The organism is Marinomonas sp. 15G6-16, assembly GCF_055809555.1.
Genome location: NZ_CM147916.1, coordinates 1,383,124 through 1,394,385 on the forward strand (window position 1 = coordinate 1,383,124; position 11,262 = coordinate 1,394,385).

The window sequence follows — 11,262 nt, forward strand, 5'->3', positions numbered from 1 at the left end:
GAATTGTTTAACGAAAACCGCTTTATTGCAGGACTTCTATTATGAAACCGTCTGATTTTTTTAATGCGTTATGGGACAGCTACACTCAGGTGACGCCTCAAGCGCAACGCATTCAGAAATTATTTGAAAGCCATGGCGAGACAGTACTAAACGACCATGTGGCATTTCGTACTTTTAATAATTCCCCTGTTGCATTGGAAAAACTGGAACCTCAGCTTGAAGCAATTGGTTACAAAGCTTATGGCGCTTTTCGTTTTGAGAGTAAGCACCTAAAAGCTCGTTGTTATAAACATGAAACAGATGCGGACTCGCCAAAGATCTTTTTGTCTGAACTCTTAGTTGAAGAACTACCAGAAAACTGTCAAGCCATTATTGCTAAGTTTGTTGATCAAATCCCGGCAGATGCCATACAAAGCCCTGCTGTCTTTTGGGCTGGAAAATTATGGGAAACACCGACTTCAGAAGAATACGCCACATTAGCTGAACACAGCGAGTACGCGGCATGGCTATCTACCATGGGCTTACAAGCAAATCACTTCACGGTTAGCATTAATCATTTGAAGCAGTTCCCAACCATTGAGTCGGTCAACTCTCTATTACAAGATGAAGGCTACGCACTCAACGAAGTTGGCGGGCTAGTCAAAGGTTCACCGACTTCATTTTTAGAACAATCATCGACTATGGCCGATAAAATCACATACACCTTTTCAGACGGTACCGAAAAGAGCATCCCGAGCTGCTTTTACGAGTTCGCCCGTCGTCATGTTCAACCGAATGGCTCTTTATTTGACAGTTTTATTGAAGGTAACGCAGATAAAATCTTTGATTCAACCAACACCAAATAAAGCCTCCCCCGAAAACGAGCTGCAAGGCTCGTTTTCTTTTTCTGCCAGCTTCACTCTCTCTTTCTCGATCATCATATCTTTGTCACCTTAAGTTGAGAGTATGTACCGATTCCGCTTGCCGTGTATAATGCGGTCAGTTTTTAACTAGGCTTTAAGATTATGATGAACCAACTTATTGAATTTTCACTAAACCACTGGGAAATGGTCGCTGTTTTCCTTGCTATTCTGGCTACTGTTATTTTTGTTGAAAGTAAAAATGGCGCTCAGGCTCTTTCGCCTTCTGCGGCAACCAACCTGATGAACTCAGACAACGCGGTTATGGTCGATACTCGTCCAGCCAAAGAGTTCTCTACAGGGCACATCACAGGCGCAATCAACATTCCAGCCGCCAAGGTAAAAGAAAGTCTCAACCTACTTGAGAAACACAAAGAAGTCCCAATCATTATTGTATGCAAATCAGGAATGACTTCTGGTGCAACGGCAAAAGACCTTAAAAAAGAAGGTTTTAAAGTATTTAAACTTCAAGGCGGGATTGCTGAGTGGCAATCATCTAACCTACCTTTAGTAAAAGGATAAGAAGCATACAATGGCTACTGTAACGATATACTCAAGCAATTACTGCCCATTTTGCACAAGAGCAAAACAACTGCTTTCGTCTAAAAATGTAGATTATAAAGAAATCCGAGTCGACGGCGCGCCGAAAGTTCGTGCAGAAATGACGAAGAAAAGTGGCCGTACTTCTGTTCCTCAGATATGGATTGGCGAGCAACACATTGGTGGCTGCGATGACCTTTACGATCTAGAGCACAAAAAACAGCTTGATGGTTTACTCAATAAATAAGCATTTTATTCAATAAAATTGCAGCAACATATTAGTCTAACGATATAAAAAAGGAGCAATCATGCCAGAGGCAACAGAAACAAACGCAGCAGCAGAAACACAAGAAGCACCGACACCACAACTATCTATGCAGCGCGTTTTCCTAAAAGATATTTCTTTCGAGTCTCCTCGCTCTCCTATGGTTTTCCAAGAAGAGTGGAAACCGGAAGTTGGCATGGAGCTTAATACGAAAAGCCGCCAAGTTGGTGAAAACGTTTACGAAGTAGTTCTAGAAATCACAGTTACTGTGAAGAACAAAGGCGAATCTGCTTACCTAGTTCAAGTTCAACAAGGTGGTTTATTCGTTATTTCTGGTCTAGACGATCAACAACTACACCACGCTTTGGGTGCATTCTGCCCAGCGACACTTTTCCCATACGCTCGCGAAAACATTGATGCGGTTGTCGTAAAAGGTAGTTTCTCTCCTCTTATGCTTGCACCAATCAATTTCGATGCGCTATATGTTGAAAGCCTACAAAAGCAACAGGCTGAAACACAGCAGTAAGCGAAGTTAAGTATTAAAGCGCTCTACTTAAAAATAGATCGTCATTAAAAAAGGAGACTACTTAAGTCTCCTTTTTTGTATCATAACCAGAGCTTGCCAAAGGAAAGCCCTGTTTATTCTTTGGCGCCTTACACTAGAATGGAAATTGTGATGAAAAAGAAAAAGCCTTGTCCATATTGCCTCAAAGTTCGCTGGTTGATTCTCTACCTTGGCTGTTTTTCACTTTTTGCGGTTCTGATTGTTAACCAGTTTTTAGAAAAAGGAATCTAGTGTGCGAAAGGCTCTTCTTTGGTTTCTTGTTGTAACGCTCAGTGGATGTGCGACCTATAAGCAAAGTATCGACGAAGGATTAAACCTTGCCAAAGAAGGCAATTGGGCGCAAGCAGAAAGCACTCTAGAACCCGTTTTAAACAACCCTCAAGATCAACTACTGTATTATTTGGAAATCGGCACGCTGGCGCAAAACCAAGGCGATTACGAGCGCAGTAACGATTTATTGGAACAAGCCGAAGCGCTAAGCGACACCTTTCTAAAAGACAGTTTTTCCAACCGATCTTGGGCACTACTGAGCAACCCAAGACAAAGCAACTATCGCGGTAACGGCTTAGAACGCGTTTATATCAGCTACTTAAAATCCCTCAACTACCTCGCTTTAGCAGAACAAGCCAAAACACCCACTGAAAAGCTCAAACTACAAGATGCCGCTTTGGTTGAAGTACGACGTATAGACATCAAGCTAAATGAAATTCGAGCACAAAACCCAAGCTACCAAGACTTAGACGACAAAAACAACCAAGCCTTTTATCTGAAAGCTCTAAACTGGTTAGGCGACTTTTATACTGGCGGACGAGACACAGATAAATACCTCTATCGTGATGACGCTTGGGCCCGTTACATGGAAGGCTTGCAGTACGAAAACAGCCAAGAATTCGACGATGCCAGAATCAGCTACCAAAAAGCAGCCGAACTTTATGAAGCCGGTTACGCTAAACAATATGCTTTATCAGACTTAACCGCTGAGCGGGCGTGGCTGGATACGATTCGGATGATGCAAAAAGGCGGTTTCAGCCAAGATGAGATCGACAAAAAAATCACCGACAAGCTCTCATCAAGCATGCAAAGCACTCTGGAGAAATACCAAAACAAGAGTTCAGAATTGGTTGTTTTAGAGCACCAAGGCTTCATTCCTCACAAAGAGGAAATGACACTTTTACTCTACGCTGATCCACGAGCCTATTCCTTAGTACTAGAGCCTCTTCATGGCGGAGGAAGAATAGAAGAAAACGATGCATTCCGCTGGTTTACCATGGTGTATGCGGATATCAATCCACTCAACCTCATCACCAACTATAAAGCTGGCGGCGCTTGGGGAACCTTTTCTGGCATCTTTACCAAACGAGTGATTCTTGGTCGCCCAGTATGGCGACAACTTGAAGCTGCCAACGTGGACACCTTACTGACACGTCAGACCATTCGTGTCACTGTACCGTATTATTCGCGCTTCAAATTGAATAATAACCAGCCAGTTTTAGAAGTGAATAATGCCAGAACCTCACAAAGCGTAAGAATGACATCCTTGGCCGACATCGCTTTTCAAGAGCAACTAGCGCAAGCGCAACGAGACATTTATGAAGGCCTAATCCGTGAGTTACTGCGCAGTTGGTTGGCTTACCAAGTCGCCGCGAATGTCGAAGATGATGGCGCCAGCTTGCTATTAGGCTTAATTGGTCAAGTGGCTGTGTTTGCCTCTTCGGCCGCCGACACTCGTAATTGGCTAACATTACCAGCGCAAATAAGGCTAACAAGAGAACCGCTTCCACCAGGAACTTACTCACCAAATTACCGAGTAAGTGAGAAACAATTTTCACTGAGAGAGGTCTCATTGGAAGCCAACAAAATAAAGATATGGAATCTACGCAATCCAGACTAAATTGATTACACTAACCCTTTAACATTACGCAAAATGAGTATTGGGAAAATCGAACGTAAGGAAAATATTATGCAAACAAGCAAGATCAAAATGCCTTTCTGGTCACAAGTTTCAGTCAGAAACCTTGTTACCCTTTCCATGCTTATCCTATTAACAGCATGCTCCAGCGGCAGTGTAAAACGCCTTGATGTGAACGAAGAAGTCGCGCTTTCTGACCGTTGGAACGATACAGATTCACGCCTTGTCGCAGAAGAAATGATGGGCGACATGCTCACTTTCCCGTGGTTCCGTGACTATAACTTCAGCCAAAAAGGCAACCCAACCGTTATTGTTCAGACCATTCGTAACAAAACCTCTGAGCACATTCCTGTTGATACCTTCGTAAATGACATCAAACGCAGCCTATTACGCGCAGGCAAAGTGGACTTTGTTGTTTCGGGCGAAGAGCGAGAAGAAATCCGCAACGAACGTGAAGAGCAAGCACTCAACGCCGCACCAGACACTGTGGCTCAGTTTGGTCTAGAGCAAGGTGCAGGATTTGCGTTATCCGGCACCATTAACTCTATTGTTGATTCAAATGGCGACCAACGCGTGAGCTTCTATCAAGTGGATTTGAAACTGATTGATATGACCACCAATCGCGAAGTCTGGAACGGCCAGAAGAAAATCAAAAAGTTAGCGGATAAAGGCTTCTTCTAAAGATGAAAAGCACCTTAGGCTCTAAACCGTTTCGTTGGATGCTGACCCTAGGTTTGCTATCCAGCTTAACGGGCTGCATCGGCACCAACACCAAAACAGAGCAGGCCGAAGTCTTGCCAGAATGGGTTGTCTCTCCTCCGAAAGACAACACACATATTTATGGTGTTGGTAGCTCTGCGCGCATTGAAAACCTTGCCTTGGCGTTTATTCAAGCCGAGCAAAATGGCAATGCGCAAATCGCCCAGCAGCTAAGAACCCAAGTTAGCCAAACCAATATCCAAGACACTCAAGTCACTTCAATGCAAGGCAATGAACGGGTCTTAAAAGTTCAAAGCGCCTACACACAAGTCACCACAGCGCCCATTGAACTAGAACAAGCCCTCAATGAAGACCGCTTTGTGGGCAAAAACTACGTTTACGCCTTACAGTCTATTGATCGATCACGGATTATCGCCAACCTGACCGAAGCACTTGATGACTTAGATAACGTCATTCGCAAGCAAGCAAAATCGCTAAGCACGCGTTCTGATCAAGTGCCCGTCGCAGAGGATTGGCCCCATTATATGCGCCTCATTCCTCATTTCGCGCAAAGAAAATCCTATGAAGAAGAGCTTAGTCTTTACTCCACTCAGCGCACACTCGCAGGGAAAGCAGACAGCGACATTCAGGCGATAGAGGAACAACTCAATCAAGCCTTATTGAGTTATGGTTTTGATGTTTCAAACACGGCTCAGGCGAATCAATTAGCCAGTGCCTTGTCTCAATATGGCTTCACGCCAAAAGCCAATGGCTTATTCACATTACAAAGCCAAACAGCTCAGCATCAGGAAATACAGTCCGGCCGTTTCTACGTGTTTGAAGAAGGCACATTAGAGCTTATCGACCCGAACGGCTCTCGATTAGCATCATGGACAGTCAGCGCCAGAGGCATTGCAGCAAGTCAAAAAGGCGCTCAAAGTAAAGCCACCGAAAACTGGGCAAATCAGGCAGTAAACGCCATGTTTACTTGGCTCACACGACTGGAATAAGAGTGACTTTTTCTAACCTATTAGCTGAAATATGATCGTTTGATGTACAGCTGACCAACTCCTATCATAACCATATTGAAACACTCATTAATTGATAGGAGATCCACCATGAAAAGCGATATCAAATACGACACTTTTAATAATGTTGATGTAGATTACTACGTAGAACAAGCGTACAAACTACGCCGTGAATATTACGCTGGTGTCATTAAAAAAGCAGTTGCTCGCGTTAAAAGCGCTTTCACTAACCTAACAGTGAACCGCCCATTAAAGTCAGCGTAAGACTCTAAACAAACTGTATCCGATGATCGACAGGCAAAATAAAAATAGCGATCCGGTAACAGTGTTTTCTCTTTCAATTCCTTAGATTTTTTCCTTTCCTAGCTTTTCGCCTTTATTTCAATCTCGCCTTGTCATTAGTCTGTCACAAATACGACATAAGATAACCTGTTGCTAATTCATAATCAGGCGAAGTATGCGAAATGATGAATCAAATCAATGATAACGCTCTATTTGATCGGATTCTCAAAGATGAGTTAATCACCCCTTACTTTCAACCCATTTACGATTTAACCAATGGCACAGTGCATGGTTATGAAGCCTTATCTCGTGGGCCAAAAAACTCCGCTTTATTTTCGCCTATTCCATTATTTGATTTGGCTCAGCAAGAAGGGAAGCTGCACCAGCTAGAGCTGCTTTGCCGAAAAAAGCTCTGTCTAAGTTTTCCAAATTAGCACTAGAAGGTAAGCTCTTTCTCAACATTAGCGCCTCTCTGTTTTCGTCTCCTGAGCACCAATCAGAAATGAGTTTATCGGAGCTCGATCAGCTCGGAATCGACAAAAACCAAATCGTCATCGAGCTATCTGAACAACACCCTTACGAATACACGGATTTAACTCACAGTCGCATCAAAGGCTACAGAGACATAGGTTTTCAAATCGCGATTGATGATTTGGGCGTCGGTTATTCTGGCTTACAACTTTGGTCCGAGCTGCAACCTAATATTGTTAAAATAGATCGGCATTTTGTTCAAAACATAGACACAGACAAGATCAAACAAGAATTCATCCGCGCCATGATCTGCATTGCCGAAAGAACCAATTGCACCGTCATTGCGGAAGGCATTGAAACCAAACAAGAATTGGCTTTCCTCATTAAAATGGGCGTCACGTTAGGGCAAGGTTACTTCCTTGGCCATCCGACAGATTCACCAAAGTTTGCGACCAATCCCGACTTGGCTAAACAAGCGAAAAAACCATCACAATTCAATGAAGAGAACTCAGAAAGCGTTCAATCCCTTTGTCGTCCAACGCCCTATTTACACGAGAACAGCGTTTTAGATGATGCTTCCAAGCATTTCAAAAAGCACAAAGAGCTGACTGTCATTCCAATTCTCGACCACCAGCATTGTCCTATTGGCGTTATTCGTCGTCACCAACTGCACGAAATCTTCTCGACACCATACGGCCGCGCTTTATACGAACAAAAACCAGTCACTCAGCTATTAACCAGCAATGTATTAGTGGTTGAAAGCAGCATTAGCCTTGCGACCGTTTCCACATTGATAACAGACCAAGAAGCCGACGTATTAAACAACGAGATTATTATCGTTCGTAACGGAAAATACTCAGGAACAGGCCACTTAAAAGACTTACTTAAGCGCATCACAGAGTTAAAAATACAAACCGCCACCTATTCAAATCCGCTTACCTTGCTGCCCGGCAACGTGCCGATTCATAAAGAAGTCAGCCGACGCTTATTAGCCGATGAAGATTTCCATGTGGCCTATTTTGACCTAAACGATTTCAAACCTTTTAATGACTTTTTCGGCTATGCAAAAGGCGACGCAGTCATTCAGCTGGTCGGCTCACTTATTAAAGATTTTGTCTCGCCAGAAAATAACTTTATCGGTCATATTGGCGGCGATGATTTTGTGGTGATTTTTGGAGATAAAGACTGGAAGCCACAATGCGAAGCAATTTTATCGGCATTCGCACAAGAGATCAGCGACTTCTATTCACCAGAAACCCTACAAGAAGGCGGCGTTTGGACCAAGAACCGAGAAGGTGAAATGCGCTTTCACGCCATTCTTAGCTTAGCCATTGGCGTCATAAGAACCAGTGCCAGACAATGCAGCAACCACCATCAAGTGGCCGAAATGGCCGCTCACGCGAAAAAATCAGCCAAAGAATACGAAGGGAATTATGTTCATTTGCTCCCTTCTAACTTCCTTGAAATCGCAGAATAGCCGCCTCTGCTATTGTGATCTAATTGTCATAAAGAACACACAAGTCTGTCATAAACGGGAATTAGTCTAAAGGTAACTCATGAGGAGAAGCTTATGCAGACGACATTTCGATCCGTATTTATTTCTGATGTTCACCTAGGAACAAAAGCCTGTCAGGCAATCCATTTATTGGATTTCTTACAAAACATTAAAACCGATACGCTTTATTTGGTTGGCGACATTATTGACCTTCAAGAAATGCGTCATAAAGCTTACTTTGTTGATACTCACCACAAAGTCATTGAGCAGATTTTGCTGATGGCGAAAACAGGCACAAAAGTCGTTTATATCCCTGGCAATCACGACGCCTTCTTCCGCCAGTTTGCAGGGCAGACCTTATCCGGCGTTGAGATAAAGTTAAACACTCGCCATAAAACGGCAGATGGTAGAACCTTCCATGTCAGCCATGGTGATGAGTTCGATCAGATGGTGAAAATCAGCCCACTAATGTTAGCTATAGGTGACAAAGCTCATAACCTAATGCTTTCCCTTAACCAATGGATAAATGGCGTGAGACGCTTCGCTGGTAAACCTTATTGGTCGCTCGCAGGCTATGTGAAAAGCCACATCAGCAAGGCGAAAGAATTTATCGAACGCTTTGAAACCGCAGCAATTAAGTCAGCCAAAAACCAGAAAGTCGATGGTTATATATGCGGCCATATTCACTTCGCTTCTTTTCAGATGAAAGAAGGCGTTTTGTACTGTAATGACGGCGACTGGGTTGAACACTGCACCGCTCTAACAGAATCCGCTTCAGGCGAACTCAACTTACTGCATTGGTCTGAACAGCCTAAAATGCTGGCAACAGAACCTAAGCAAGAAGAATGGGGATATGAGCCGATTCCATCAAACAGCTGAATTGTTGGCATCATGAATTTGATAGTGAAAGATGATGTCAGGTGAGGTTCTGAAACTTTAAAATGCTCACTTAAGTGAAAAATACAGCTGACTAAAGTATTGAACAAGGTAAGCAGTTGGCTGTATTTTTTCATTTGAAGCGCTTTTTGTCCCTTTACTATCCTATTTAAAGATAGGGTTAAAGAAACTGCGTTCGTAACTTAATATACACTTTGTATCATCTGCAAATTTGAAAGCAGCAACACACTCTGAGTCATTCAAAGAATCTTTTCGATATTGCTCATATTCGGCAAGGCTAGGAAAAGTAAATAAAGCTAGCGCTATATTATTTGCACCCTCAGATGGTAAGAAATACCCGTTATGAGTACCACCAAATTTATTTACTAGAGGGATCCACATTCTCGCATATGCTTCGAATTCACTAAGTTTATATGGGTCAATTACATATTTTAAATAACAAGTTACCACTTTGAGTATTACTCCATCATCTAATTATTACGTATGACAGCCTAATAAGGAGCTGATAATGTTTGACTGAAATGTGAAACGAAGCGAAACATAACCGACTATTTTAATCCCGTTTAAGTTGTTAGGTGCTCTACTTTACTTTCATAGCATTAGCATTTCGTATTTCAATGCCTTTAAGCTTATCTTTTGGTAAATCACCATATAAAGCTTCAACATGTTTTGGATGAGAAATCATTTGATCACAAATCAAATTGACTAAACCAAAAAGCTTTATAGCAATGCCTTTATTGTCATCTAAATTTATTTCGCCAGGGTGCACTGCTTCATTACCGATAACACGCACTACATCAAGTGCTTTTTGAACTAAAGGATTAAGTCCTTTACCCACCAAACTAGCGATATCTTTATCTATTTTATTACCACTTTCACCAAGTTCCTTACATAAATATTGAATACACAGTCTTAATAATGCAGCAGCTCCTTTAGGTGATAAGTCAGCTATTTCTCTAGCTTCATTGAAAAGCTTTTTAATATGTTCAGGAAGATCTGTATTTGGCTTTATATCAATTCTCGTATTCGGATAAACAATTTTATCGTGAACCCATACTGTTATTTCCTCGCAATTATAGCAACTTGAAATATTACAATTCTGTACGACTGGTCGTGAGTATAAATTTTCTTTTGAAGCTTCGAAGAAAGGTTTTCCTGTTAGCATATCGTCAACCCATTTAATTAGGTCCCTTTTTTGCTCTTCTGGAATGTCTGTTGCTACTCGAAAGTCTTCTGCAAGAGATTCATCTGGAAGCATCGGTGTACGACTATCTCCGTTGTATGAATTAGCACTTAATGCATACCAATGCTGAGTTGTGTATGCACTACAATGTGGACAACAGAATGCTGTCTTGGATATTGATGGGGTATTATTTTCTTCTGCCATATTAGAATTCCTTGATTGACATCTAACGTCCTACTCACTAGCGCTTTGAATTGACGCAGTTTTTGAGTGTGTTTTCAAAAAACTAGCCTAGACCAAAGCGCTAGTGAAGCTGCATGTTAGGTTGTATTATTGCTTTATCTCAGTATCTGGTGGACTATTATTAGTTGTGCCTTTATTTAAACCAGAGCCTTTCGCTATTGCAAAGCCTGACACAGCGGAAAGAATCGGAAGACCTGCTTCTGCACTTATAGTCTTAGTTATCATAAGAATAGCCAAGGTGATAACTATAAATATCGCTAGAATTGTTTGCCCATAAATCGACCAAAATTCATTTCTTTTGTCACGATGATCTGCATAAGAATCAACTAACGCTTTCAATTCGTTAGCGCTATTGGGAGAATTACCAAAAAGTGCATCAAGAAGTTGCTTTTCTCTAACTCTAATAGAGTCCCACAATGAAGCAGTATATATTTTATTTCCTAGCCAAATGACGCCTCCAACGACAATAATCCCTAGTATTCCGAAGAATATTGAAAGCCAAAATGCCCCGTCATTTAATGTAAATGCTATTTGGTTATCCATTATTATTTCCCTTTTACCTAGCATTTAAATAATGCACATACACGTTTAGACATTTTCAAAACCTAAAAAAAGTAAAACGAGCTTACGCATTATTCCCTTTATCCACAGCGAGTTATCTCAACACTGCAAACCTTGTTGATTGATACTAAAAGACTTTTAATTTATCTACCAGAACAAACACACAAAGCTTTGTCAGCCTAAAGGCTGACCTACAAGAGCCAGACACAGCCCCTCCTCTACTCC

General features: G+C 42.0%; 13 protein-coding genes and 1 pseudogene. 11 read left to right on the forward strand and 3 right to left on the reverse strand.

Translation table 11 applies throughout. The annotated features are described in order from the left end of the window. The first annotated feature begins 41 nt into the window (after positions 1 to 41). The 11 genes and pseudogenes from AC0L46_RS06705 to AC0L46_RS06755 all read left to right on the forward strand — a co-directional run bounded on the left by AC0L46_RS06705 (position 42) and on the right by AC0L46_RS06755 (position 9,032). Entirely contained in the window at positions 42 to 845 is an 804-nt protein-coding gene (locus AC0L46_RS06705) for a 2-oxoadipate dioxygenase/decarboxylase family protein (protein WP_473506736.1), read from the forward strand. A gap of 159 nt (positions 846 to 1,004) precedes the next feature. After that, a complete protein-coding gene (locus AC0L46_RS06710) occupies positions 1,005 to 1,421 on the forward strand; it encodes a rhodanese-like domain-containing protein (protein ID WP_317002507.1) in 417 nt (138 codons plus the stop codon). Between the two features lie 10 nt (positions 1,422 to 1,431). After that, the gene (gene grxC, locus AC0L46_RS06715; RefSeq protein ID WP_317002506.1) at positions 1,432 to 1,686 is read left to right on the forward strand and encodes a glutaredoxin 3; all 255 of its coding nucleotides are present in this window, start codon (positions 1,432 to 1,434) and stop codon (positions 1,684 to 1,686) included. Positions 1,687 to 1,747: 61 nt separating this feature from the next. Next, positions 1,748 to 2,230 carry a protein-export chaperone SecB gene (gene secB / locus AC0L46_RS06720; RefSeq protein WP_347984085.1) on the forward strand — a complete coding sequence of 161 codons (483 nt, stop codon included), beginning with the start codon at positions 1,748 to 1,750 and terminating at the stop codon, positions 2,228 to 2,230. A 271-nt stretch (positions 2,231 to 2,501) separates the two neighbouring features. Next, on the forward strand, positions 2,502 to 4,160 hold the full coding sequence (locus AC0L46_RS06725) for a COG3014 family protein (RefSeq protein ID WP_473506738.1): 1,659 nt from the start codon (positions 2,502 to 2,504) through the stop codon (positions 4,158 to 4,160). A gap of 69 nt (positions 4,161 to 4,229) precedes the next feature. Then, positions 4,230 to 4,859, forward strand: a complete 630-nt coding sequence (locus tag AC0L46_RS06730; RefSeq protein WP_473506740.1) for a penicillin-binding protein activator LpoB — start codon at positions 4,230 to 4,232, stop codon at positions 4,857 to 4,859. A gap of 2 nt (positions 4,860 to 4,861) precedes the next feature. Further along, on the forward strand, positions 4,862 to 5,887 hold the full coding sequence (locus AC0L46_RS06735) for an LPP20 family lipoprotein (RefSeq protein WP_473506742.1): 1,026 nt from the start codon (positions 4,862 to 4,864) through the stop codon (positions 5,885 to 5,887). A 108-nt stretch (positions 5,888 to 5,995) separates the two neighbouring features. After that, positions 5,996 to 6,169, forward strand: coding sequence for an RSP_7527 family protein (locus AC0L46_RS06740; RefSeq protein WP_473506744.1), 174 nt, complete (start codon positions 5,996 to 5,998; stop codon positions 6,167 to 6,169). Between the two features lie 203 nt (positions 6,170 to 6,372). Beyond that, positions 6,373 to 7,028 (forward strand): annotated as a pseudogene (locus AC0L46_RS06745) (EAL domain-containing protein); the annotation flags it as partial. Between the two features lie 18 nt (positions 7,029 to 7,046). Further along, complete coding sequence (locus AC0L46_RS06750) at positions 7,047 to 8,135, forward strand: diguanylate cyclase domain-containing protein (RefSeq protein ID WP_473507113.1); 1,089 nt, start codon at positions 7,047 to 7,049, stop codon at positions 8,133 to 8,135. 93 nt (positions 8,136 to 8,228) lie between these two features. Next, complete coding sequence (locus tag AC0L46_RS06755; protein ID WP_414681212.1) at positions 8,229 to 9,032, forward strand: UDP-2,3-diacylglucosamine diphosphatase; 804 nt, start codon at positions 8,229 to 8,231, stop codon at positions 9,030 to 9,032. 162 nt (positions 9,033 to 9,194) lie between these two features. On the opposite strand, the gene AC0L46_RS06760 is transcribed toward AC0L46_RS06755, so the two are convergent. From AC0L46_RS06760 to AC0L46_RS06770, 3 genes are all read right to left on the reverse strand, one after another. After that, positions 9,195 to 9,431, reverse strand: a complete 237-nt coding sequence (locus AC0L46_RS06760) for an NIPSNAP family protein (RefSeq protein WP_473507115.1) — start codon at positions 9,429 to 9,431, stop codon at positions 9,195 to 9,197. A 199-nt stretch (positions 9,432 to 9,630) separates the two neighbouring features. After that, complete coding sequence (locus tag AC0L46_RS06765; RefSeq protein ID WP_473506746.1) at positions 9,631 to 10,437, reverse strand: DUF4145 domain-containing protein; 807 nt, start codon at positions 10,435 to 10,437, stop codon at positions 9,631 to 9,633. A 126-nt stretch (positions 10,438 to 10,563) separates the two neighbouring features. Next, the gene (locus tag AC0L46_RS06770) at positions 10,564 to 11,019 is read right to left on the reverse strand and encodes a hypothetical protein (protein ID WP_473506748.1); all 456 of its coding nucleotides are present in this window, start codon (positions 11,017 to 11,019) and stop codon (positions 10,564 to 10,566) included. Between the last annotated feature and the right edge of the window lie 243 nt (positions 11,020 to 11,262).

What these genes read in the sequence shown, in the direction of transcription:
- AC0L46_RS06705 (WP_473506736.1), top strand. Translation starts at nt 42, where the DNA reads ATGAAACCGTCTGATTTTTTTAATGCGTTATGGGACAGCTACACTCAG.
- AC0L46_RS06750 (WP_473507113.1), top strand. Translation starts at nt 7,047, where the DNA reads ATGGGCGTCACGTTAGGGCAAGGTTACTTCCTTGGCCATCCGACAGAT.
- grxC (WP_317002506.1), top strand. Translation starts at nt 1,432, where the DNA reads ATGGCTACTGTAACGATATACTCAAGCAATTACTGCCCATTTTGCACA.
- AC0L46_RS06765 (WP_473506746.1), bottom strand. Translation starts at nt 10,437, where the DNA reads ATGGCAGAAGAAAATAATACCCCATCAATATCCAAGACAGCATTCTGT.
- AC0L46_RS06740 (WP_473506744.1), top strand. Translation starts at nt 5,996, where the DNA reads ATGAAAAGCGATATCAAATACGACACTTTTAATAATGTTGATGTAGAT.
- AC0L46_RS06710 (WP_317002507.1), top strand. Translation starts at nt 1,005, where the DNA reads ATGATGAACCAACTTATTGAATTTTCACTAAACCACTGGGAAATGGTC.
- AC0L46_RS06755 (WP_414681212.1), top strand. Translation starts at nt 8,229, where the DNA reads ATGCAGACGACATTTCGATCCGTATTTATTTCTGATGTTCACCTAGGA.
- secB (WP_347984085.1), top strand. Translation starts at nt 1,748, where the DNA reads ATGCCAGAGGCAACAGAAACAAACGCAGCAGCAGAAACACAAGAAGCA.
- AC0L46_RS06770 (WP_473506748.1), bottom strand. Translation starts at nt 11,019, where the DNA reads ATGGATAACCAAATAGCATTTACATTAAATGACGGGGCATTTTGGCTT.
- AC0L46_RS06760 (WP_473507115.1), bottom strand. Translation starts at nt 9,431, where the DNA reads ATGTGGATCCCTCTAGTAAATAAATTTGGTGGTACTCATAACGGGTAT.
- AC0L46_RS06735 (WP_473506742.1), top strand. Translation starts at nt 4,862, where the DNA reads ATGAAAAGCACCTTAGGCTCTAAACCGTTTCGTTGGATGCTGACCCTA.
- AC0L46_RS06730 (WP_473506740.1), top strand. Translation starts at nt 4,230, where the DNA reads ATGCAAACAAGCAAGATCAAAATGCCTTTCTGGTCACAAGTTTCAGTC.